The sequence below is a fragment of the Aggregatibacter actinomycetemcomitans DSM 8324 genome (assembly GCF_000372365.1).
GTDB lineage: Bacteria > Pseudomonadota > Gammaproteobacteria > Enterobacterales > Pasteurellaceae > Aggregatibacter > Aggregatibacter actinomycetemcomitans.
In genome coordinates, this window is sequence record NZ_AQUU01000004.1 from 55,642 (window position 1) to 80,028 (window position 24,387).

A 24,387-nucleotide genomic window follows, 5' to 3' on the forward strand; every position below is an offset into this window, starting at 1 on the left:
TAGTTACCTGCCGAGACCTTTTTTAAAGCTATCACCACACGAGCCATTACTCAAAAAAATAAAACACCTGCCAAAACGACCGCACTTTTTGCCAAATCCATTAAAGTGCGGTTAAAAATTCCGTTGTTTTTTGCTATAATCCCGCGCAATTTTGCTTCCCGATTTTATGAATTAACCCATTATGACAACGAATTATTCCGCCAACGAAATTACCGTTTTAAAAGACCTCGAACCTGTCCAGCTGCGTCCCGGCATGTACACGGACACCACCCGCCCGAACCATCTTGCACAAGAAGTTATCGATAACAGCGTGGACGAAGCTCTTGCCGGTTTTGCCACCAAAATTGAAGTGATTTTGCACAAAGACCAATCCATTGAAGTCATTGATAACGGACGCGGGATGCCGGTGGATATTCACCCGGTGGAAAAAGTTTCCGGTGTGGAAGTGATCATGAGTAAATTGCACGCCGGCGGTAAATTCTCCAATAAAAACTACACCTTCTCGGGCGGTTTGCACGGGGTCGGAATTTCTGTCGTAAACGCCTTATCGGAGCGGGTTGATGTTACCGTTAAACGCAATGGCGAAATCTATAAAATCGCTTTTGAAAACGGCAAAAAAGTAGAAGATCTTACTGTTATCGGCACCTGCGGTCGCCGCACGACCGGTACCACCGTGCATTTCAAACCGAATCCGAAATATTTCGACAGCGAAAAATTCTCCGTCAGCCGCCTACGCCATTTATTACGCGCCAAAGCCGTACTTTGTTCCGGCTTGGAAATCAAATTTATCGACAACGTCAACGACACCGAAGACACCTGGCTATATCAAGGCGGCTTAAATGACTACTTAATGGAAGCGGTCAATGGCTTAGTCACATTGCCGGAACAGCCCTTTATCGGCGAATTTAACGGCGAAAAAGAAGCGGTATCTTGGGCATTATTGTGGCTGCCGGAAGGCGGTGAACTCATTGGTGAAAGCTATGTGAACCTGATTCCCACCGCACTTGGCGGCACCCATGTCAACGGTTTGCGTCAAGGTTTATTAGACGCCATGCGCGAATTCTGCGAGTTTCGCAATCTATTGCCGCGCGGCGTAAAACTGACCGCCGACGACTTATGGGATCGCTGCGCTTATGTGCTTTCCCTCAAAATGCAGGATCCACAGTTCGCCGGTCAAACCAAAGAACGACTTTCTTCCCGTCAAAGTGCGGTGTTTATCGGCGGCGTAGTCAAAGATGCCTTCAGTTTATGGCTCAACCAAAACATTCAGCAAGCGGAACTGTTGGCAGACATGGCAATCAGCTCCGCTCAACGTCGTCTGCGTGCGGCGAAAAAAGTGGTACGCAAAAAACTGGTAAGTGGCCCTGCGCTACCGGGTAAACTCGCCGATTGTAGCTCGCAAGACATCAATTTCACCGAATTATTCCTCGTAGAAGGGGACTCCGCCGGTGGTTCCGCCAAACAAGCGCGGGATCGTGAATATCAGGCGATCCTGCCGTTACGCGGCAAGATTTTGAATACGTGGGAAGTGTCTCCGGAACAAGTTTTGGCATCACAAGAGGTGCATGATATTGCGGTGGCGTTGGGCATTGATCCCGACAATAGCGATTTATCCCAACTACGTTACGGTAAAGTCTGCATCCTTGCCGATGCGGACTCCGACGGCTTACACATCGCCACCCTGCTTTGCGCCTTGTTCCTACGCCATTTCCCGAAACTGGTGGAACTGGGTCATGTGTATGTGGCAATGCCGCCGTTATACCGTATTGATTTAGGCAAAGACGTGTTTTACGCCTTGGATGAAAGCGAAAAAGAGGCGATTTTAGATCGTCTTAAAGGGAAAAAATGCAAACCGAACGTACAGCGTTTTAAAGGTTTGGGCGAAATGAACCCGATGCAACTGCGCGAAACCACCATGGACCCGAACACCCGCCGCTTAGTGCAGCTCACCTTTGAAGCCCAAAGCGAAGAAAAGCGGGAAACCATCGAAACCATGGATATGTTACTGGCGAAAAAACGTGCCGAAGACCGTAAAAACTGGTTGCAGGCAAAAGGTGACCAGGTGGATTTGGCGGTGTAAGAGTATATTCGATTATTTTTAATAATTTCAGCCCATTATTAAATTGATATCGGATTTCGCCCGATAGGCGACCTACTTTTTCTTTGCTCGTGCAAAGCAAAAGTAGGCAAAAAGAAAACACGCCCTGCTTAGCCTTGTTTCCCTTGTTCCACTGAATTTCCTACAAATTCAACTCCACAAGGGCGGCAAAGAAGGGAACCCAATAAATAGCTCTAAAAGTGCGGTCGATTTTAAAATCATTTTTTAAATAAAAAAACATGCGAAAAAAATCAACTGCACTTTTCAGAATAACGCTCGAAATAATGGGTCCCCGTATAAATTGCCCGAACGTGCGTTAATTTTTAGGAAAATTTTGCTTTGTTTGAACCACGTAGTGGCGAGTTCAAAATTTTCCGTGAAGAAAATTAATGCTAAGAGAGGAAAAGCAATTTATCCGGGGTCGCCTTTCTTTTGGTTACTTTTCTTTGGCGAAGCAAAGAAAAGTAACTCGCCCCATCAGGCGAAACCGATTAACACAACCAAAATATGAACTACAAATGACAACAGAATCCATCAACTACGAAGGCATCGAACAAATGCCACTCCGCCACTTCACTGAAAGTGCGTACCTCAACTATTCCATGTACGTCATCATGGATCGCGCGTTGCCGTTTATTGGTGACGGCTTAAAGCCGGTGCAGCGACGTATTATTTACGCCATGTCCGAACTCGGGCTGAACGCCACGGCGAAGTACAAAAAATCCGCCCGTACCGTGGGGGACGTGTTGGGTAAATTCCATCCGCACGGCGATAGCGCTTGTTATGAAGCCATGGTGCTGATGGCGCAACCGTTCTCTTACCGCTATCCGCTGGTTGACGGGCAAGGTAACTGGGGGGCGGTGGATGATCCGAAATCCTTCGCCGCCATGCGTTATACGGAGTCCCGTTTATCTAAAATTTCTGAGATTCTGTTAGCGGAACTTGGACAAGGCACAGTAGATTATCAGCCGAACTTCGACGGCACGCTGGAAGAGCCGCAATATTTACCGGCGCGCCTACCGCACATTTTACTCAACGGCACCACCGGCATTGCGGTGGGGATGGCGACGGATATTCCACCGCACAACATTAATGAAATCGCCGACGCGGCGGTGATGTTATTGGACAATCCGAAAACTACGCTGGACGAATTATTAACCGTAGTGCAAGGCCCCGATTTCCCGACGGAAGCAGAAATTATTTCGCCGAAAGAAGATATTCGGAAGATTTATCAACTGGGTCGCGGTTCCATTAAAATGCGCGCCACTTGGAAGAAAGAAGACGGTGAAATTGTTATCAGCGCCTTGCCGCATCAATCTTCACCGTCGAAAGTCATCGCGCAAATCGCCGAGCAGATGAATGCCAAAAAACTGCCGATGGTGGAAGATATTCGTGATGAAGCGGATCATGAAAATCCGGTGCGCATCGTGCTGGTGCCGCGTTCCAATCGGGTGGATATTGACGCCGTGATGGCACATTTGTTCGCCACCACCGATTTGGAAAAAAGTTATCGCGTAAACATGAACATGATCGGTCTTGATCACAAGCCGGCGGTGAAAAATCTGTTGGAAATTCTCACCGAATGGCTCAGCTTCCGCCGCACTACAGTCACCCGTCGTTTGCAATATCATCTGAACAAAGTGCTCGCCCGTTTGCATATTTTGCAAGGCTTAATGATCGCCTTTTTAAACATTGATGAAGTGATCCACATCATTCGCTACGAAGACGAACCGAAAGCGGAATTGATGGCGCGTTTTAATTTAAGCGACGAGCAGGCAGAAGCTATTTTGAACTTACGTTTGCGCCATTTAGCCAAGTTAGAAGAGCATGAGCTGCAAGCGGAACAAGCGGAGTTGGAAAAAGAGCGGTCATCTTTGGAAGAGATTTTAGGCTCCGAGCGCCGTTTGAATACGCTCCTGAAAAAAGAAATTCAACAGGATGCCAAAATCTACGCCAGTCCGCGCCGTTCGCCGTTAGTGGAACGTGCAGAAGCCAAAGCCATTGCGGAAAACGAAATGCTGCCGACAGAACCGGTCACCGTGATTTTGTCGGAAATGGGCTGGGTGCGTTGTGCCAAAGGACACGATATTGATCCACAAGGCTTGAGTTATAAAGCGGGCGATAAATATTTGGCGCACGCCTACGGCAAAAGCAATCAAGCAGCGGTGTTTATCGACAGCACGGGGCGCAGTTACGCGCTGGATCCGTTGACGTTGCCATCCGCCCGTTCACAAGGCGAACCGCTCACCGGCAAACTCACTTTACCGGCGGGGGCGACTATCGATCAGTTACTGATTGAAAATGAAGATCAGCCGTTGCTCATGGCATCTGACGCAGGCTACGGTTTTATTTGTAAATTTGCCGATTTAATTGCCCGCAATAAAGCCGGCAAAGCGCTGATTTCCCTGCCGGAAAATGCCAAAGTCTTGCCGCCGTTAACGCTGAAAAATTCCACCGCACTTTTGGTAGCGCTCACTTCCGCCGGTCGCATGCTCATTTTCCCCGCGCAGGATTTGCCGGAATTATCCAAAGGCAAAGGCAACAAAATCGTTACCATTCCGTCCGCCAACGCCAAAGCCCGTTCTGAGCTGTTGGTGCACTTATTGCTGATTGAAGAAAATTCGAGTCTAGTGTTCCATTCCGGCAGACGCAAAATTGTACTGAAACCGGAAGATCTGCAGAAATTCCGCGCCGAACGCGGTCGTAAAGGCACGCAATTGCCACGGGGTTTACACAGTAATGTGGAAATTGAAGTGGTAACACCACAGCAGTGAAAATCTTAAATTGCACTTAAAGGCTGCTATTCGCATTCTTTCATGAGGAACTGCGGTTATTTTTACCGGTGTTTTTTTCTCTTACAATAAACAAGATAGAAAGAATTTTATTCACTACTGAGTGTAACTAAGCCGGCACGTTGTATATATCCATAAATGGAAATATCAATAGATTCAATCAGGTGGGCATATTACACAAATCTGCTACAATGTCCCTGATGGTTATTTATACCATCATTAAGCAGGCAAAAATTGTAATTGTCATTTTATTCAAGGAGTTAATATGAAACTATATTTTAAACCGGGTGCATGCTCATTCGTACCGCATTTCGCATTGGAAAAAATCAATCAGCCTTATGAAGCCGAAGCAGTGACACAAGAGTATATGAAGAGCCCGGAATACTTAGAGCTCAATCCACAAGGTGCAGTTCCTCTACTCGTTGACGGTAATCTTGTACTTTCCCAAAACTTGGCGATTTTAACTTATTTAGACGATCTTTACCCACAGGCAAAACTCTTTGGCAGCGACTCAGCCAAAGGCAAAGCTATAGCATTTCGCTGGTTGGCATTCTTGAATTCTGACGTACACAAAGCCTTTGTCCCACTCTTCCATGTACCGCCTTACGTTCAAGATGAATCCTTAAAACAAGCGATTCAAAAAACAGCGAAAGAAAATATTCTGGGTATGCTGGCGCAAGCTAATCACTGCTTATCAAAGCAGAATTACCTAGGCGAAGATGTATCCGTCGCCGATATTTATCTATTTACAATTTTAGGCTGGTGTAAATTTATCGATCTTGATTTTTCATCCCTAACACATTTAACCGAATTTGCGCAACGCATTGCAGCATTGGACATTGTAAAACGTGTACAAAAAGCCGAAGGGTTGATTTAACTCTTGTATTAAATAAAAAAATCCGTCTTTATAGAGACGGATTTTTTTATTTAGTGATAGTTCAGAATCTCTAACCGTTCACGGGCGGCATCAGAAAAATAACTTTGTTGTGCAATAAGATCCTTGTAAATAGAAATAGCGAGCGGGCGATTGCGTCGAGTACCTTCGCCATGTTCATACATTAGTGCCAGACGAAAGATCGCTTCTTCGTTGCCTTGTCGTGCGCTTCTTTCCAACCACTGAAATGCTTTGTTGAAATTCTTAATTTTGTTCTCGTTGTAATACAGCATGCCTAAAATCAACATGGCTTGCGAATCGCTAACTTCGGCGGCCTGCTCCAATAAATTAATGCCATATTCCAGATTCTTTTTAACGCCGTAGCCGCCTGTATAAAGAATGCCCAAATTGGTGAGCGCTTTCACACTCCCCTTTTCTGCCGCCTCACTAAACCACCAATAGGCTTTTTCGTAATTTTTCTCTACGCCGTTACCGCCAAAATACAAACGCCCTAAATCCAGTTGCGCGTTACTATCACCACGTAGCGCCAAAATACGCATCACATTGAATGCCGAACGGACATCGTCATTTTGATAGAAATATCTTGCCAGATTTCTCAATTCATCATTATTCAATTTATTCTGTGCAAACGCCGACATTTCTTGTACACGTTCCGCGACCGAAAACGCCACATTTTCCGCCGCTTGTACAGAAAAACCCAATAATCCCAATACTATCGCAAAATGTTTTAACTGTTTTTTCATCATATTCATAACGTTGCATAAAGCAAATTGGCAAAAAACAGCAGCGAAACGCCCATTTCGGTCAGCCCCACTTGTTTTACCGACATTTTTTTGTGCGGTAGCCAAATTGCACGAATTAACGACGGAACAAACGCCAGCGCCATTAAATACTGTTGTAACAAGATAAATCCGAGCACACAAAGCGCATGAAAACCGATAGATAACTTCAAATATAACGGATTTTTTCGCTCACGCATGACGGATTTGACATATAAGGTGGTACCGATAAAAAACAAGCTCGGATACAGCGCTACCAGCCAGATTTTGCCATCAAAAGTGCGGTCGGAAAAATAGTAGGATCCCATGCCCGCAATGGCAAAAATAATGATTCCCACCAGATCATTTAAAAAAGCACGCTCATCCTTTTTTTTCACATAATAAATATTTACCAACACTAACGGCATCATGGCGACCACAAAAAGCACCGTTCGCCAGTTATGCAATAACACCGGAATGGCAAAAATCACCGTGGCAAAGAAATAAATCCACGACCATTTTATGTACAGTTCTAAATTTCTGCCTTTGAACAAATTCAGAAACGGGTAAGTCATTAAATATAATGAAAACCATGCCAATAAAAAGAAAAGGTGCTGCCAAATAGGGTGAGCAAGTAACATACCGTACAGAAATGGCATGAGTGCCATGACGATTGCGCCGTGCTGATTAGAAATCAATAGCGTCATAATTGAGACTAGTTATCAGTTGAAAAGTTTAAGAATTTTAGAGGTTTTTCTGGAAGATTGATATAATCCTTACGAATTATTTTCATTACGGAGAAGAAATCATGACACAAATTCAACGTATCGATACTCACGCCCGCCTTGCCGAACTGGTGATTTATCATGGTGTCGCTTATTTGGCAGGACAAGTTCCGGAAACCACCTTAGCACAGGATGCTTACGCCCAAACGCAAGAAGTGCTAAATCTCATCGACAAATTACTTGCCAAAGCCAATTCCCACAAAAGCCAAATTTTAAACGCGCAGATCTATCTTGCCGACATGCAGGATTATGCCCTGATGAATCAGGCATGGGACGAATGGGTTGATCCACAAAAGCCACCGGCGCGCGCCACTGTAGAAGCCAAACTGGCAGATCCTCGCTGGAAAGTGGAAATTGTGGTGACGTCGGCGGTTTAACAATGCTATTCGGACCTAATATTTAGCCTTCATATTACAATTTATAACGCTTCATTTTCTTTAATTTTTTTAAACAGTAACCAAATCCTGTTGCTGATTCTCTAAAATGAATGTTTTACATCGAGGGTTTTCTGCCAACCATGTCGAAATCATTGTTGGTGATTCTTTTGTTTTCATCAATAAATAATCATAATCCTTACAATTATCAAGGCTAATAATCCAATCTTTATTAACCACACCTGAACGACTTGATATATTTGGCATTTTATTAGGTTTGAATCTAACTATTTGCGGTGAATAAACGGCAAAATCAAAATCGGACCACCCATGTTTTTGCGCCTGATACCAGCTACCAAAATGTAAATATTCTGTACTTGAAGTAAGCAATCCACTGGTTTCTGAAGATTGACTAAATAAAGTTAATATTCTTTTTTGAGACTGCATAGACTCTATTATTTTCGAATATGCTCTCATATTTGGATCATTATTAAATTGAATATTATTATAATAGACTTTTCCCATTAATAAGAAAACAAATATAAAAAACATTAAATTAAAGAAAATTATGTTACCGTTATTCTTTTTGATTGACCTTTTTTCAAAAATTAAATAATAAAAAGGAAGCATAAAAATGGAAAATCGTTCATATATAAATGCTGTTTGATTAAGTGCATGAGGTAAACTAAACCAAAGAATGAGAAAACCGATAAAAGGAATATAACGTTTAATATCCTTAGTTAAGGTATAGCCCATATAACTCGGTAAAATAAAAAAAACTATCCAAGCAACATTATATAATACGGCATAGTCCATATTCCAAGGATAGTAAATCAGTGTAAATACTTTATACCAAAAAGGTAGGAATACATAATTTTCAGAATAATCTTTAAATTGTAGTAAATCTGTTTTACCCAAATACCGAATTAATATTATTGCAAATAGCAGATAAGGGAGAGTAAATATTACCCCCCCCCCCGCTTTATAAGATTCTTGTCTAAAATGAATAGCTAAAAAATATCCATATGAAATAAAACAGAAGAATGAAAAAATTAAAACATGGCTACAGTAAGATAAAATACCTAATAATACTATACCTATAAAATAACGATATTTCTTAGTTTCAAGCCAATTTTTATTTAGAAAGAAAAAATAAAATACCGATAGGTATTGCTAAAAGAAATGTAACAAATCCCCATTGGAAAGCAAATCCAAAAAAGCTTGTTATCGCAGCCCATTCCAGAATACTTTCAGCTTGAAAGCTTTTTCTCAAAAGAAAAACCGCCCAAACATTAAATAGGAATATAAAAACCACCAACAGTTTAGAAGATGTAACAATATCCGTGAATTGATATAGCAACCACCAAACAAAATAGCCCGTTAAATAAGGAGTATCCCAATTCAGCTGAACTAAATCAGACCATTTACTCTGTTGTTTAAACAGATCATCTAACATAACTACTTGGGCTGCATGCTGCGGCAAATCAACCATGGGTAAATATGGTGGATAAAATAAAAAAAGAACAGTAACAAGCAGAACCAGATAAAATAAATTTCTTTCATTATTAGTTAATAAGGTAAATATTTTCATTATTATAATTCTTTCTCTATTATATATTTAGGTCTATCTTTGACTTCATCGAATATTTTACTAATATAGATACCTATAATACCTAAAGTAAAAAGTTGCACACCGCCTAAAAAATACATAGGCACAACAGTAGACGCCCATCCGGGTACTATACCACTGCCAAAAATTTTTATAATTAGTGCCCATCCTCCCATTGCCAGTGAAATTAAACTAACAATAATACCTAACCATAATATAAATAATAAAGGAATTGCACTAAATCCACATATCCCATCTATGGCTAAACGCATCATACGAGGAATGCTATATTTACTAAATCCGGCGATCCTTTCTTCACGTGCATAATAAACTGTAGTACTTGAAAATCCTAAAAGTGGAACAATACCGCGAAGAAATAAATTACTTTCCCTAAAACATTCCAAAGCAAACAAAGCTCTAGCACTCATTAGACGATAATCTGCATGGTTAGGAACAACGTTAATATTCATCTTTTTTAAAATGTTATAATATAATAAAGCAAAATTCCGTTTTAATAAGCTGTCTTTTGCACGCCTATTTCTCACAGCATATACAATTTCATAACCAGAAAAATATTTTTCTAACATCTCCTCTAAAGTACCGGGATCATCTTGTAAATCGCAGTCCATAGTAATACAAATATCTGTTTTTAACTGTTTAGCTGAAAACATCATTCCTGCCAACAAGGCATTTTGGTGCCCAAAATTGCGGGTTAACTTTAATGCTTTGATTTGCTGATATTGCTTAACCAGCATTTCTATTTCCAGCCAGGTATTATCTTTTGAACCATCATCAATCAGCAATAACTTACTATTCTTATAATTCTCTTATTATTTATTAAATTTAATAAGTGATTAAGAATAATCGGTATGGATTTAGATAAAACAGACTGTTCGTTATAACAAGGCAAAACAATTGTAAGTATAGGTTCCGACATAAAAGCCTTCATCATTTGGAAAAAATATTTAAAAATTATGATATAAACAGATAGTAATTATATCTAATGACAGGATAAGTATAGAAGTGAATAACTGTAAAGTACAGTAAAACACCAAAGAAAGATAATAAATAGAATGGATTCTATTTATCTGCTATTAGCTCCGCCTCCAGCAACAACGGCGCATGGTCGGAGCTTTCCGTTGGTTCTGTAGTGGCGTTGATGACATTTAATCCGCGAATAAAAATATGATCCAGCGGGTTACCCAAAAAGCGCAGACGATGATCTTGCGGAAAAGTCACCTCTTGTAAACCATATTCCGTAATTAACTCATGAATACGCGACATACGGTAACTGCTCCAAGAATTAAAATCCCCGGCGAAAATTAACGGTCCCTGATGGTGGGAAATAAGTTGCATGAGCGTGCGTAGTTGCTCGCCGTATGCGGTGGGGTTTAATTCAAAATTAATTAAATGCACGTTGACTAATAAGAGATTTTTTCCTCCCGCCAGAGGCAGACTCATGGCGGCGCCGACTTTCGGAATGCGGATCCAGGGTTCCGGTTTTGAACCGGCGCAATAAAAGTGCGGTGGAAATTTTGAGAGAATTTCAACGCCCGATTGCTGCTGTAAATAAGCAAAGGCAGAGGCATAAAGTGCGGTCGGAAATTGCGCTGAATATTGCGTCGCCAGATGTTGCGTATTTAACACCTCTTGCAGCAACACAAAGTCGCGCCCTTTGGCAAAACGGGAAAGCGCCTGCTGCCAACCGGCATCCTGCCCTTTGTGCAAATTCCAAACGAGTAAACGGAATCTATTTTGTGTCATTTCTTGCGGTTTTTGCGCCGCTTGGTAACAGGTTAAATCTTCGTGTTTTGCGAGCGGTTGGTAAGTCAGCTTGGAAGCACCGGAAAAATGGATTTTGACCGGCAAAAAAATCTCGATGCTGTAAAAAAGATAGGCAGCAACGCCTACTGCGACTATGCCAAATAAAGCGAGAAATTTGCGAATAAAATGCGTCGTTTTCTTTGCCATCATTACACCGGACGAATACTTTTCACATCAACCTGACAATCAAATTCACGCTCCAATAGTTGCAACTTTTCATCTTGCAACAAATCCTGTTTCGCCTGCTCACGCAATTGAGCATAGGTTTTACGGCGATAATCCGTCGGCGTCAGATATTGTTCGTCGTCGTTAATTTCCACGGTCAGTGCAATTTCTTTCTGTAACACCACTGAAAGTGCCTGTTGTAACAGCTTCCGATGCTTATCATGATTTAAATGCCCGTGGCTGGAACGCACACCAAGTTTAAACTCCGCGTCATTTTCCTGCCAAATGAAGGTATTTAAGGCGAACTCTTTGGTGAGATTTTCTACACCGCTTTGCTCAATCAGCTGCGCCCAGCGATCTTGCGTTTGAGTTAAATTGACGATTTTTTGCTGTAATTCAGGAGTGATGTCCTGCAAAATGGCGGCTTTGATTTCGGAGGGCTTAGGGCCTTGCTCAATATTGGCAAGCTCGGGGTTGCTCCACTCCCAACGATAATCCTCGCCTAACAACACATCCGCATCAGTTTCGTCGCTATCAGATTCACTCTGATTTTCTACCGCACTTTGGGCGTCAGAATGCGTGGTTGCATGGGAAAGTGCGGTCAGTTTTTCCGATGAATGTTGTGCTAAGCGTTCAGACTTTTTTTTTTCTTGAGAGGGCGTACTCGGCATGGCATCCAGCTGCTCCAGCCCGTTTAAGGCGTCCAGCACGGGGGAATTGACTAACGCCTCTGTCGATTGCGCAGGTTGTGCTTTTTCCATTTGAGTCGGCGCATTATCCGCCACCGATTTTTTACGGCTTTGATAATTGGCTTTGATCGCCTGTGAAACCACCGGCATTTCAATCGCGGGGGCGGTAGATTGCAATGGAGATTTAACGGGATTTTCCACCGCACTTTGTTGGCTTAACGGAGGATTGAATTCGTTCTGTTCTGCATTCGCAAAATCCCCCATTAATTTCGGGTGAAACGCCAACGCACGCAATAACACCATTTCAGCGCCCATACGCGCCGTTGGTGCGGCACTTAATTCTTTACGACCGGTGACAACGACCTGGTAGAAAAATTGAACGTCCTGAGGCGCAATATGTTTGGCTAAAAAGCCGATTTGACTGCTTTCATCCAAGGCAGCCTGCGGCAAGAGTTGTTGCATGGCGATTTTGTGCAAGTTTTCCGCCACTTCACGTAACAATTCATCCCAATCGCCGGCTTTATCCGCCACAGCATTCACTGCCTGCATCAGTTTTTCGCCGTTACCTTGCTGTAACGCATAAATCATCTCAATGGCTTGACTTTCATCCAGTAAACCGAGCATATCGTTAACGATATTGAGCGTAACATTGCCGTTGCTCATGGCTATCGCTTGATCGGTGAGGCTTAAACTGTCGCGAATACTGCCCTGCGCGGCGTTGGCAAGTTTATCTAACGCCAAGGATTCAAAAGGGATCTGTTCCTGATTGAGAATATACGCCAAATAGTCAGCGATTTGTGATTGCTCCAGGGCTTTCAAATGGAACTGCATACAACGGGATAAAATCGTTACCGGCAATTTATGCGGATCCGTGGTGGCGAGCAGGAATTTGACGTATTCCGGCGGCTCTTCCAGGGTTTTCAGCAACGCATTGAAAGAATGGCGGGAAAGCATGTGTACTTCATCGATAAGATACACTTTATAGCGCCCCAACACCGGTTTATATTGCACGTTATCCAGCAATTCACGGGTGTCTTCCACTTTGGTTCGGGACGCCGCATCGATTTCGATCAAATCAATAAAGTTGCCTTTTTCGATGGCGTTGCAATGCTCGCACACGCCACAGGGTTCGGCGGTGACACCGCTGACACAATTAAGCCCTTTGGCGAATAAACGGGCGATGGAAGTTTTCCCCACGCCGCGCGTGCCAGAAAACAAATAGGCATGATGCAGACGATTTTCACGCAAACCGTTAGCAAGTGCGGTCAAAATATGTTGCTGCCCCACAACGTCAGCAAAGGTTTTCGGACGCCATTTTCTTGCTAATACCTGATAACTCATACTATATTTTCCCGCTTGCCTAATCTGAAAAATTAATGACCGGCGAAATTAACCAAGGTATAAGGTTCCACGCCCAATCCAAGTAAACGCTGTTCGCCACCCAATTCCGATAAATTAATCACGAACGCGGCGTGCTTCACTTCACCGCCAAGACGTTGCACTAATTTAACGGTGGCTTCAACAGTGCCGCCGGTCGCCAACAAATCATCAATCACTAAGACATTATCACGTTGTTGAATGGAATCCGTGTGAATTTCCAAAGTGTCTTGCCCATATTCCAATTCGTAAGATTGTGCGATGGTCTCACGGGGTAATTTGCCCGGCTTGCGCACCAACACGAAAGGCACATTTAACGCCAACGCCACCGGCGCGCCGAAAATAAAACCGCGGGATTCGGTACCGATCACTTTATTAATCCCTTTGTCTTTGCAATGTTGCACGATGAGATCGATAGCCGCATGAAATGCCGCCGGGTTTTCTACCAGGCTGGTAATGTCACGAAAAATGATGCCCGGTTTCGGATAATCGGGAATGGATTTAATTGAAGAAGCGATAAGTGCAAGTTGTTTTTCCATTTTTTTACCTAAAAGTGCGGTTGTTTTTTTGCACGGATTAAAATTATAAATCGGCGCGCATATTATCATAAATCGACGGATTGCCGAACATTAATCATAAAGATCTTCACCATTTTTTCGGGTGCGCAGCAGCTGTAAAATCCACACATATTGCGCCGGCGTTTCAGTGACAAAACTTTCAATTTCTGCATTCATGGCGCGTGCACATTGTTCCGGATCATCACTTAATGCCATGGCGAGATGAATTTCCATCTGGTATTTGCCGGCCTCTGCGTTGTAGCGCGGAAACATGGGAATCACCACCGCTTTTGCCAGTTTCGCCATTTTATTAATACCCGGCAATGTAGCTTTGTAGGTGGCGAAGAAATCCACATACACACTCTGCTCTTCGCCAAAATCTTCATCCGGCAAATAATAGCCCATTTGCCCCTGCTTAATGTGGTTCAAAAACGGTTTAATACCATTTTGGCGGGCGTGCATTTTGCCGCCGAAACGCTGTCGGGTGATAGTCCAAAGCCAGTCCACCAGAGGATTGCGGTGCGGGTTATACATGGACGTCATGGGAATGCCGTGGGTGTGCAAAATAATCCCCGACGCATCAATCGCCCAACCGTGCGGCACCAGCAAAATCACGTTTTTACCCTGTTCTTTTGCCTGTTTAATATGTTCAATGCCGATAAATTCACTGCGTTTTTGCAAATGTTTTTTTGAACGCACGGCAACTTCACCGATGCCCAACATCACTTGCGCCAACACGGCGAACATTTCATCAATCACCTTCTCACGATGCTGTTCCGACCATTGCGGAAAGCAACATTGCAAATTAATTTGCGCCCGTTTACGTTGTTTTTTCGCTTTATGCCCGATAAACACACCGAGTTTCGCCGCCAGCTTATCGCGCAAGCGAAAAGGGATAAAGCCGAGCAAAAGCAGTACCAAAATACCGCACCAAATGCCCCAGTATTTCGGCTTTAAATACGACCATGAGAAACGTGGCTCATAGCCGACACGCGCCGTTAAACGGACGTTTTGTTGAGAATCTGTCATTTATCGTTCTTCGTTCAGTTTTAAGAATTAGGACACGCGTTAGAAAACGCACGCCATCAGGACGCCATCGGAATTCATAAAAAAACAATCAAAAAATTGACCGCACTCTATGCCGTTAAAAGTCAAACCAACCTTGATCAAACGCCATTTTCACCGTCATGATAAAGGACATTACGACCACCATAGGGCGAATCAACGTTTTTCCTTTGGTCATCACCATTTTGGCGCCTAAGTTGGCGCCGATGAACTGCCCTGCCAGCATAATCAAGCCCACTGTCCATAAAATTTGTCCGCCGATTAAGAAGAAAATCAAGGAAGCCAGATTAGAGGTAAAATTCATCACTTTGGCATGGGCAGTGGCTTTTGCCAGATTAAAGCCAAGTAATGTCACGCAAGCCAAGCTCATGATGGAACCGGTACCGGGGCCGAAAAAGCCGTCATAAAAGCCCATAAACGTACCGATACAAAATGCAAAAATCGGGTAAGAAAGACGCTGTTTGCGATCTTCGTCGCCGAGTTTAGGGGTGACCAAAAAATAGATACCGATAGCCAAAATCAAAAACGGGAGAATTTTCTTGATCAAAGACGCGTCAATTAATTGAATTAAAATGGTGCCGGCAACAGATCCGAGGAAGATCATCAACAAAATCAACCAAACTTCCGAAAATTTAACCGCTCTTTGACGCAGAAAATAAAGGCTGGCAGAAAAGGAACCGCCACAGGCTTGTAGTTTATTGGTACCGAGCGCAACCGCCGGCGGAAGCCCTGTCATCAGTAACGCGGGGATGGTGATTAAACCGCCGCCACCGGCAATGGCGTCAATAAAACCGGCAATAAAGGCAACAGCAAATAAAATGGCTAAAATATCAAGTCCGAATTCCATACATCACTCCAGCCACTCGCTTCGATTCGGCGAGCTTAAGACTTGCTGACACAAAAACGGTTCGGGCGGTGTAACTTTCGGTTTGCTCGGGGCTGAACCCGGTTTTGCCGGTTTAAACCAAGAATAGAGTTCTTCCCCACAACCGTCGCCGGCGGGCACCGGCGCTTGATTCTCACAATACTGCGCCCCTTGCGGACAAGTCAGACGCACATGGAAATGGGAGTCATGCCCAAACCACGGGCGGATTTTGTGCAACCAGGCGCGATCGGCGCCCGCGGTTTCGCAGAGTTTTAATTTGATCGCCGGATTAACGAAAATACGCGTCACTTTCACATCTTCCGCCGCCAGTTTAATTAGTTTCGCGTGGTTGGCATTCCAAATACTGTCGTCCACCCGCTGCGCTTTGCGATTCACCACCAACAAACCTTTGCCGTCGGAATTCAGTGCGTCGCTGTCGGACATACTGCCCATGCGCAGCCAAATATCCGCATCCAGCCCCATTTGATGGCTGGCGTGTCCCGTCAGAAAACGTCCGCCGCCCGGCATAGCAATATCGCCCACCAACATGGTCGGCAAACCCGCCGCCTTGGCGCGTTGCCCCAAACGTTGCAAGTAGCTAATCATGTCAGGGTGTCCGTAATAGCGGTTTTTATTCATGCGAATCACTTGATAGCCGTCGCCTTTATAAGGCAAAGGCTGGGCGCCTATGATACAACCGTTGGAATAACTGCCGATAGCCTGCGATTTCCCGTCTTCTGCGGGAATCGGACGTTTAATTTGTTGCCAATCTTGCGGCGCGGCAAAAGCGTTGGCGGCGTAAAAAACGCTGCTGAAAACGACCGCACTTTTGATGAATTGGAGAAAGGTTTTATTCATGATGGCATCCGTTTTTCAGGTTTATCGGCATTGCGCTTTAAAACGCAACAAATGATCCAACAATACAATCGCCGTCATAGCTTCCGCAATCGGCACGGCGCGGATGCCGACACAAGGATCGTGGCGACCTTTAGTAACAACTTCGACAGATTCATTGTCGAGATTCACCGAGCGCCCCGGAATGGTAATGCTGGAAGTGGGTTTGAGGGCAATCGTGGCGATAATCGGTTGTCCTGAACTGATGCCGCCCAAAATCCCGCCGGCATAGTTGGAAAGAAATCCTTGCGGGATCATTTCGTCACGATGTTGGCTACCTTTTTGTTCTACCACAGCGAAACCGTCACCAATTTCCACGCCTTTTACCGCATTAATGCTCATTAATGCGTGGGCTAAATCCGCATCCAAACGATCAAACACCGGTTCGCCCAACCCGACGGGGACGTTTTCCGCCACCACGGTCAATTTAGCACCGATAGAATCCCCTTGTTTTTTCAGATCACGAATTAATTCATCGAATTTTTCCACCGCACTTTTATCGGGGCAGAAAAACAGATTGCTATTTACTTCTGCCCAATCAATATGTTCCACGGATTGCGGCGCAATTTTGACATCGCCGATTTGGCTTAAGAAACCACGCACTTCAATGCCGAATTGTTCGCGTAAATATTTTTTCGCGATGGCACCCGCCGCCACGCGCATGGCAGTTTCGCGGGCGGAAGAACGACCGCCGCCGCGATAATCACGAATGCCGTATTTTTGTTGATAAGTAAAATCTGCATGTCCCGGACGGAAGCGATCTTTAATTTCGCCATAGTCCTGCGAGCGTTGATCGCCGTTCTTAATGATTATGCCAATACTGGTGCCGGTGGTTTTTCCTTCAAAGACACCGGATAAAATCTGCACTTCATCGTCTTCGCGGCGCGGTGTGGTATAGCGCGAGGTGCCGGGTTTACGACGATCCAAATCCGGTTGAATATCCGCTTCCGATAATGCCATGTTCGGCGGTACGCCGTCCACAATGCAACCCAAGGCAATGCCGTGGGACTCGCCGAAGGTGGTGACGCGAAATAATTGTCCGATGGTATTTCCTGCCATGCTGTTCTCTCTTTAATGCAATTAAGATTTTACTTCAATCAGTGGCATGACTGCACCGGTATCTTGATTTTTAATAAACACATCAAGCTGATTAAAGGCAATATCAATGTTATTTTCTGTAAATAATTCATTAATTCGTCGATTGAGCGAGTCGATGGTATTTGTTCGCTCGGAAAGTTGCCCCACATAAACACGCAATTCATGATCTAATGTGCTTGCCCCAAAGGATAAAAATAATGCACGCGGTTCAGGATCTTTAAGCACAGCCGGCTGTTCATTTGCCGCTTGAAGCAATAATTTTTTCACCAATTCAAGATTGGAACCATAAGCAACTCCAACGCGAATTACCAAACGTGTCATCGTATTGGATAACGCCCAGTTGATCACCTGCCCGGTCACGAAGGATTTATTTGGCACAATCACTTCTTTACGATCAAAATCTATCAACGTAATAGCACGAATCCGAATTTTCGCTACGGTACCGCTCACATCATTAATAGTGACGGTATCGCCGACCCGAATCGGGCGTTCAAATAATAAAATAATCCCCGACACGAAGTTCGCAAAGATTTCCTGCATACCGAAACCAAGACCGACGGAAAGTGCGGCGAATAACCACTGCAATTTCGACCACGACATTCCCAGCGTCGCAAACGCCCAGGCGCCGCCGATAGCTACTAAAATATAGGTTAATAAGGTGTTGATGGTATAAGGCGTACCTTGCGACAATCTTACCCGAGAAAATACGATCACTTCCAAAATCCCCGGAATATTGCGCACCAGAATGTAGGTAATGCTGATGATAACCAACGCCACCAGCAAGTTAAATAACGAAATACTTTCCGTTACTACGCCCGCTTCCGTGGTAGAAATTTGCTGCCACAATGTAATGTCGCGCAAATAGCTTGCCACAGTGACCAAATCCGACCATACATAATAGAACATGGCAAACAGCGCCGTCCAAATGAATAAATCGGCAAAGCTCAATAACTGGCTGCGCACTTGATTTAACGCCAAACCTTCTTCCTGCTCAGTAATCATTACCACATCGTCAGAAGGAGAACCGTCGTTAGAATCCGCTTGTTTTTGCTGACGTTTTTCCTGTAAACGACGATACGCCAAACGGCGGGACGCCACGGTAATGGCACGATAGACGGTATGGCGGGCAAGCGACCACACCACCCAGGCAATGTAAGTATTAATAATGTGTGAAATCAGATTTAACGCGGTGTAATAGTAGCCTAACACGACCAATACGATTAATCCGACCGGCGCCAAACGTAGCAAAATGCGTACGATTTTCAGAATAATTTTATCGCGATTATCCTGCGTGTTTGCGCCAAACGCCGTCACCGCGCGATTAAAGCGCGGCGCAATAATGAGGATACAGAACCCTAACGCAATAATGGTATTAATTTCACCAAGCACATCATTGGCTAAACCGCTATCCATCACGCTGCTGAAAATCGAAGTATTCAACAATAAAACCACGGCGACAATAATCCGCTTGGTAATGGATTGGAATTTCTCCGCCGTTTCCTGTGAAAAGCCGAAGTGGCGCACTAAAATACCGTTCGGGCGCAATACCGCCAGCAGGAAACTAAAGAACCACCAATAGCCCGCCATACTCAGCGACCACTGCCAGAATTCCGCTGGGTTACGGAAGAAGAAAAAGCCGACAAGCTGACAAATTGCCAAAAACCATAACGTTCCTGACAGGGACAAAATTGCTGTGTAAAACAACGCAATCGGCGTATGCCACTGGCTGTCGGAGCGCAACGTATTGATTTCACCGTTCATTAACGCAAAGCGGTGTTTAATTGCCGGTTTGAATTTAAAAATAATCCCGCCAATGACTACCAGAATAAACACATAAGTCAATAAATACGGCAGATTGTCAAAATTACTCGGGAAACCTAATTTTTTAACGATGCCGTCAAATTGCGTGCTCAATGACATCGGCAAGGTTTTAATCCAATCCAGGTTGAGCGGGTTGTTACTTTTTACCCAGAAGCTTTGCTGATCCAGTTTAGCCTGAATTCGATCACTGATTTGCGTAATCTGCTGTTGGGTCAACTCTAAGGAAATCGCCAAATTCAGCTGATTATTTAATGATTTAATCACATCGGAAGCGATTTTACGGCGTTCCGTCAACAAATTAGTTAATTGCGTTTTTTCCGTATCGGTGAAGGTTTGATTTTCATCAGATTGTACCTTCGTAATATAAGCATCTAAATCGTACAACTCGTTACGGCGCTGGGTAATATCAAAAATCTGCACGCGCAAATCGGCAATTTGTTTTGATAAACCCTGAATATTTAGATTGGTAGGCAGTTTTTGTTTTTGTTGCTGGATAATTCGTGACAACACCAACGTGCCCTGCAAGGCGCTGATTTGCTCGTCAATGGTGCGCTGAGTTTGGGTTAAATTTTCCAACACGTTGCGCATACGCAATTCATCCTGAGTCAGCGTATTGGTTTTTTCCGTTTGTTCAAGTAAAAAGCGGCTCAACTGTGCATTACGCTCCAGTTCTTGCTGAATAAAATTATTTTTGACCGCACTTTGCTGTTGCTGCTGCGCCTGCTCCACCTGATTTTGCGATTGCACCAAATTCTTTTGGTTAATCACTTCTTGAATCAGCGCAAGCTGTTGCTGCTGCACTTGTACTCTTACGCTCAATAAATCGTAACGGTTTTTATACAATACGGTAAGTTGATCGCTGTTTTTCAACAAAAATTGATTGTTGGCATTGCGCAGTTCGATCAGTTGTAACTCTAACTGATATTGCTGTTTCAGCGTGCTGCTTGTAGAAGACTCGGCAAGTTTTTGATTGAGTTCCTGCGTGCGTTTTAAATTCGTCGCCAACGCCGTTTGCGCCCGTTCGGACACGGAACTTTGCCCCGCCAACAAGCCATTCGCTACATTTAATGCCGCTTGCGTGTCTTGTTGTTGTGCATTTAGCTTTTCAAAAGCGGATTGTAACGAGGTCAAGGTGGCGGATTTATAGTCATCGGCACTTGCCGTATTCAGTTGTTTTTTCAGATTTTGCAGATCCGTGCTATCTTTTTGAATTTCCGCATCGGCGCCGTTAATGGTTGCCTGTAGCTCATCATTGGCTTTTTGCTGTGCCTGAATTTGCTGTAACAAATCCAAAGACGTTTGCAGGTCGGCGACCAATGTTTTTTTCTCATCGCCATCGGGCAGTTTCTGCGCATTCGCCAAATCGGCTTTTAAGGATTTTTCCGTCGGTAACGCATTATTCTGATCGGCAAATGCACTTTGCGAAACGGCAACGTTTAGCAACAATGCCACACAAAGTGCGGTCAAAAAAGCGTTTATTTTCATACTTATCCTCATTGCTGCGCCAGCCAATCCGCCAACGTTTTCCGTGAAATCTTAATAGCGCCGTCGGTTAAATTTAACGGCAGATCATAACAGGCAACAGGCTGTTTAAATCGTTCCAACCGCCCTTGTAAAAATTCGCGCAGATTTTCCACCGCACTTTTGGATTTTTCCAACCACTCAATGATTGCAACCGGTCGCTGACCGAATTCCAAATCCGCCATAGGCAACACAAAAACCTGCTTAACTAAATCAGACTGCAATATCACCTTTTCAATCTCTTCCGGCTGAATATTTTCCCCACCGGAAATGAACATATTATCAATTCGCCCCGAAATCACAAGCTCGCCATTCTGCCATTGCCCTTTATCTTTGGTAGCAAACCAACCCTGTTCATTCAGTAGCGAAACAATTCTCCCCTGCTGCCAATAACCGAGTGCCAATCCCGCGCCACGTAGCCAAATTTCGCCATTTTGCAGGCAATATTCACGCCCGGCTAAGACGTTTCCCACACCATTTTTTTCGTCACTCTCTTTGGCAAACACTGTGGATGCCATTTCCGTCATACCGTAACCGCAATAGCTTTTAATACCCAACTGTTGCAACGCCCGGGTAAGCGTTAAGGAAATATGCGCGCCGCCAAGCAGCACCGCCTTGATTTGTAACGGCGCCGGGTTTTCCTGCAAATATTGCAACCAACGTTGAACCTGCGTCGGCACCAACGAGACATGGGTCACTTGATTCACTGCCGCATAAAAATCTTCACCGGGTAACACCAAGGTGGCGCCGCCGGTCAACCAACGCCACACAATCCCCTGTCCGGAGACATGGTATAAGGGCAAGGAAAGCAGCCACGAATCCGCTGCGTCAAAGTTCATTAACTCACACACGCCTCGGGCGTTATCCAAATGGGCTTGTACATTGTGCACTACGGCTTTCGGTAAGCCTGTGGAACCGGAAGTGAGCGTCATGGTGACGGGTTGAGAAAAATCAATATCAACATCCGAGTAAGCGTGAATTTGATTTGCCTGTGCCATGGCGTCGTTCAGGGTTAAAAAACACTTGAAAATTGGACCGCACTTTTGTTGCTCGCTAGCAAATGCCTTCTGCTCTGCCGTAAAGTAAAAATCCGCATGATTAGATTGACAAAGAGCAATGCGTTTTTCCAACGGGAACATCGGATTAAGCATTAACACCCGCGCCCCCGTCTGAATCGCCGCCAAATAAAATAGCAGCAGTTCAAGACTATTTTTTCCGCATAGCGCGACACCACATTGTTTTTCTACGCCCAATTGCTGCAGATATGCGGAAATTTGTAGCGTTTTTTCAACCAGTTGGCGCCATGTAAAAGCGTCGCCTTGCAATACTTGCAAGGCGATTCGTTCGGAGAATAAAGAAGATTGTGCGAATTTGCTACCAAGAGCCATGAGATTTAATTTGCCGTAAAAAATAACCGCACTTGATCAATTAACGATTCCGGCAAGTGCATGGATTGCATCGCACCTTCCAGCATGAGCATTTTACGACCGCTGTTGGTATTGGTGATCACCCAATACGGCGTATCGGGAATTTGTTTCGGTTTGGTGTGATTGCCCGCCATCAGCAATGTGCCTTCATCTCTGGCAAAATACACGCGGGTGCGCCCTTGTAACGATTCGGTGGCAAGCGCAAATCCTTCCGGATTGGTGCGATACAAAATGGTCAAAATCGCTAAAAAACGAATAACCGCTTTGTTTTCCTGTTTGAATTCTTCGGAATGTAACAAGGTTTCCAATTTACTGATGGTTTTCTGCATCACTTCATCAGATTGTTTTCTCGTCACCGGCTTATTGATTTCTTCTTCAAAAATCGTGGTTTGTTCCGTTGCTTCTGCTTTGGCGTCTGATGGAGAGGTGACGATCGTCGGTTGATTTTCCGGTAAACTGAAATATGTGTTGTGCGGGGAAAGGTTTAATAAGCGCCGTAAAATATCGGATGCACTTTCGCCAATAGATTGCGTGTTACCGGCAATATATTGATAAAGTTCTTCGTCCACTTCGATAATTTTCATTTTCTCTCTCCACTTGCTTGATCTATTTAATCTTTTGGCACATTATAGCGAGCTATTAATAAATTCTCTAGCCAAAAATTTACCCGATGCAAAAATTACTCAAATTTCAATTTAATGAATTAAAACAAGCAATTAACAAGCCGACTTTGGTTTTTATTCACGGTTTATTCGGCGATATGAATAATTTGGGTATTATTGCCCGCGCATTTAGTGAAGATTATGCCATTTTACGGGTAGATTTGCGCAATCACGGCGCGAGCTTTCACAGTGAAGAAATGAACTATGATTTGATGGCGGAAGATGTGTTTCATGTCATTCAATCCTTATCACTGCGCGAAGTGATTTTGGTGGGTCATTCTATGGGCGGCAAAACCGCCATGGTACTGGCGGCGAATTCTCCTGATTTGGTAAAAGGACTGGTGGTGATTGATATTGCGCCCATTGCCTACGGCGAACATGGGCATGATGCGGTTTTCAACGGGTTATTTGCGGTGAAAAACACGCAGCCTCATACCCGTCAGGAAGCCAAACCAATTTTGGCACAACATATTTACGATGAAAGCGTGCAACAGTTTATGCTGAAGTCTTTTGATGCCACAAGCGTCGATTATTTTCGTTTTAATTTGACCGCACTTAAACGCAATTACCCTAACCTGATGGGATGGCAAACCCGCCACATTCAACAACCCTGCCTGTTCATTAAAGGTGGCAATTCGTCCTATATTCTGCCGGAATATGCCGATCGCATTTTGGCCCAATGCCCGCAGGCAAGTTCCTTCACCATTAACGGCAGCGATCACTGGGTACACGCCGAGAAACCACAATTTGTAATTCGTGCTATCACGAACTTTTTAAATAAAATTAATAGCGAATACAAGTCTAAATAGAGTTTCATTTAGTGCCAAATTTATGGTATAGTTCGACGCGGGTTTCACTGTGGCTTATCATTATCACTTTAATTATCACTTTACAAATAATTCTCTTTATTGAAATGTGAATTGACAAACCAATAATCCACAATATAGCAAAACAAGATTCCGACTGTATTACTTTAGATTTATTTAGCGAGATCCGTAAAGTTAAGCATGCAAAAACCAATCTATTTTAGGCGGGAAAAATCAATTCGAAGTAATAAATGCTCTCAGTTAAAATGCGGTAAATCCTGTGGGTAAAAACGTGTGAAGCTAGA

The 24,387-nt window shown here is 44.0% G+C and carries 20 protein-coding genes; 5 read left to right on the forward strand and 15 right to left on the reverse strand.

Annotated features, from left to right (window positions below):
- Nucleotides 1-181 precede the first annotated feature (181 nt).
- The 3 genes from parE to A3CS_RS0103130 all read left to right on the forward strand — a co-directional run bounded on the left by parE (nucleotide 182) and on the right by A3CS_RS0103130 (nucleotide 5,767).
- Nucleotides 182-2,080, forward strand: coding sequence for a DNA topoisomerase IV subunit B (gene parE, locus A3CS_RS0103120; RefSeq protein WP_005544641.1), 1,899 nt, complete (start codon nucleotides 182-184; stop codon nucleotides 2,078-2,080).
- Between the two features lie 536 nt (nucleotides 2,081-2,616).
- Nucleotides 2,617-4,872 (forward strand): DNA topoisomerase IV subunit A, encoded by a 2,256-nt coding sequence (gene parC / locus A3CS_RS0103125; protein WP_005544645.1) that lies wholly within the window; start codon nucleotides 2,617-2,619, stop codon nucleotides 4,870-4,872.
- A gap of 283 nt (nucleotides 4,873-5,155) precedes the next feature.
- The gene (locus A3CS_RS0103130) at nucleotides 5,156-5,767 is read left to right on the forward strand and encodes a glutathione S-transferase family protein (protein WP_005544647.1); all 612 of its coding nucleotides are present in this window, start codon (nucleotides 5,156-5,158) and stop codon (nucleotides 5,765-5,767) included.
- Between the two features lie 50 nt (nucleotides 5,768-5,817).
- Here the strand turns inward: A3CS_RS0103130 and A3CS_RS0103135 are convergent, their stop codons facing one another.
- Both A3CS_RS0103135 and A3CS_RS0103140 read right to left on the reverse strand, forming a co-directional pair.
- Nucleotides 5,818-6,537: a tetratricopeptide repeat protein gene (locus A3CS_RS0103135; RefSeq protein ID WP_005547895.1), complete on the reverse strand. Its 720-nt coding sequence runs from the start codon at nucleotides 6,535-6,537 to the stop codon at nucleotides 5,818-5,820.
- A complete protein-coding gene (locus tag A3CS_RS0103140; RefSeq protein ID WP_005547897.1) occupies nucleotides 6,534-7,250 on the reverse strand; it encodes a YwiC-like family protein in 717 nt (238 codons plus the stop codon). Before A3CS_RS0103140 ends, A3CS_RS0103135 begins: the two co-directional genes overlap by 4 nt.
- A 101-nt stretch (nucleotides 7,251-7,351) precedes the next feature.
- Here A3CS_RS0103140 and A3CS_RS0103145 point away from each other — a divergent pair, with 101 nt between their 5' ends.
- The gene (locus A3CS_RS0103145; protein WP_005547899.1) at nucleotides 7,352-7,705 is read left to right on the forward strand and encodes a RidA family protein; all 354 of its coding nucleotides are present in this window, start codon (nucleotides 7,352-7,354) and stop codon (nucleotides 7,703-7,705) included.
- A gap of 69 nt (nucleotides 7,706-7,774) precedes the next feature.
- Here A3CS_RS0103145 and A3CS_RS1000000111170 read toward each other — a convergent pair whose 3' ends face one another.
- The 13 genes from A3CS_RS1000000111170 to seqA form a co-directional block, all read right to left on the reverse strand.
- Nucleotides 7,775-8,620 carry a hypothetical protein gene (locus tag A3CS_RS1000000111170; RefSeq protein ID WP_012821056.1) on the reverse strand — a complete coding sequence of 282 codons (846 nt, stop codon included), beginning with the start codon at nucleotides 8,618-8,620 and terminating at the stop codon, nucleotides 7,775-7,777.
- Nucleotides 8,621-8,837: 217 nt separating this feature from the next.
- Nucleotides 8,838-9,293 (reverse strand): hypothetical protein, encoded by a 456-nt coding sequence (locus A3CS_RS1000000111175; RefSeq protein ID WP_005589126.1) that lies wholly within the window; start codon nucleotides 9,291-9,293, stop codon nucleotides 8,838-8,840.
- Nucleotides 9,294-9,295: 2 nt separating this feature from the next.
- Nucleotides 9,296-10,114, reverse strand: a complete 819-nt coding sequence (locus A3CS_RS0103155; RefSeq protein WP_026161170.1) for a glycosyltransferase family 2 protein — start codon at nucleotides 10,112-10,114, stop codon at nucleotides 9,296-9,298.
- A 277-nt stretch (nucleotides 10,115-10,391) separates the two neighbouring features.
- The gene (locus A3CS_RS0103160; protein ID WP_005589124.1) at nucleotides 10,392-11,285 is read right to left on the reverse strand and encodes an endonuclease/exonuclease/phosphatase family protein; all 894 of its coding nucleotides are present in this window, start codon (nucleotides 11,283-11,285) and stop codon (nucleotides 10,392-10,394) included.
- Nucleotides 11,285-13,330 carry a DNA polymerase III subunit gamma/tau gene (dnaX, locus tag A3CS_RS0103165; RefSeq protein ID WP_019518234.1) on the reverse strand — a complete coding sequence of 682 codons (2,046 nt, stop codon included), beginning with the start codon at nucleotides 13,328-13,330 and terminating at the stop codon, nucleotides 11,285-11,287. The genes A3CS_RS0103160 and dnaX overlap by 1 nt, the downstream gene beginning before the upstream one ends.
- A 32-nt stretch (nucleotides 13,331-13,362) precedes the next feature.
- Nucleotides 13,363-13,974, reverse strand: a complete 612-nt coding sequence (apt, locus tag A3CS_RS0103170) for an adenine phosphoribosyltransferase (RefSeq protein ID WP_005543085.1) — start codon at nucleotides 13,972-13,974, stop codon at nucleotides 13,363-13,365.
- Nucleotides 13,975-13,995: 21 nt separating this feature from the next.
- Nucleotides 13,996-14,952 carry a lauroyl-Kdo(2)-lipid IV(A) myristoyltransferase gene (gene lpxM, locus A3CS_RS0103175; protein WP_005547918.1) on the reverse strand — a complete coding sequence of 319 codons (957 nt, stop codon included), beginning with the start codon at nucleotides 14,950-14,952 and terminating at the stop codon, nucleotides 13,996-13,998.
- A gap of 115 nt (nucleotides 14,953-15,067) precedes the next feature.
- Nucleotides 15,068-15,835 (reverse strand): TSUP family transporter, encoded by a 768-nt coding sequence (locus A3CS_RS0103180; RefSeq protein WP_005547920.1) that lies wholly within the window; start codon nucleotides 15,833-15,835, stop codon nucleotides 15,068-15,070.
- Between the two features lie 3 nt (nucleotides 15,836-15,838).
- On the reverse strand, nucleotides 15,839-16,711 hold the full coding sequence (mepA, locus tag A3CS_RS0103185; protein ID WP_005547922.1) for a penicillin-insensitive murein endopeptidase: 873 nt from the start codon (nucleotides 16,709-16,711) through the stop codon (nucleotides 15,839-15,841).
- A gap of 21 nt (nucleotides 16,712-16,732) precedes the next feature.
- Nucleotides 16,733-17,806: a chorismate synthase gene (gene aroC, locus A3CS_RS0103190; protein ID WP_005547924.1), complete on the reverse strand. Its 1,074-nt coding sequence runs from the start codon at nucleotides 17,804-17,806 to the stop codon at nucleotides 16,733-16,735.
- 21 nt (nucleotides 17,807-17,827) lie between these two features.
- Complete coding sequence (mscK, locus tag A3CS_RS0103195) at nucleotides 17,828-21,151, reverse strand: mechanosensitive channel MscK (protein ID WP_012821059.1); 3,324 nt, start codon at nucleotides 21,149-21,151, stop codon at nucleotides 17,828-17,830.
- Between the two features lie 8 nt (nucleotides 21,152-21,159).
- A complete protein-coding gene (gene menE, locus A3CS_RS0103200) occupies nucleotides 21,160-22,575 on the reverse strand; it encodes an o-succinylbenzoate--CoA ligase (protein WP_005547927.1) in 1,416 nt (471 codons plus the stop codon).
- Nucleotides 22,576-22,580: 5 nt separating this feature from the next.
- A complete protein-coding gene (gene seqA / locus A3CS_RS0103205; RefSeq protein ID WP_005547928.1) occupies nucleotides 22,581-23,198 on the reverse strand; it encodes a replication initiation negative regulator SeqA in 618 nt (205 codons plus the stop codon).
- Between the two features lie 86 nt (nucleotides 23,199-23,284).
- Between seqA and A3CS_RS0103210 the strand changes: the two genes are divergently transcribed.
- A complete protein-coding gene (locus A3CS_RS0103210; protein WP_005568364.1) occupies nucleotides 23,285-24,085 on the forward strand; it encodes an alpha/beta fold hydrolase in 801 nt (266 codons plus the stop codon).
- Nucleotides 24,086-24,387: the final 302 nt, after the last annotated feature.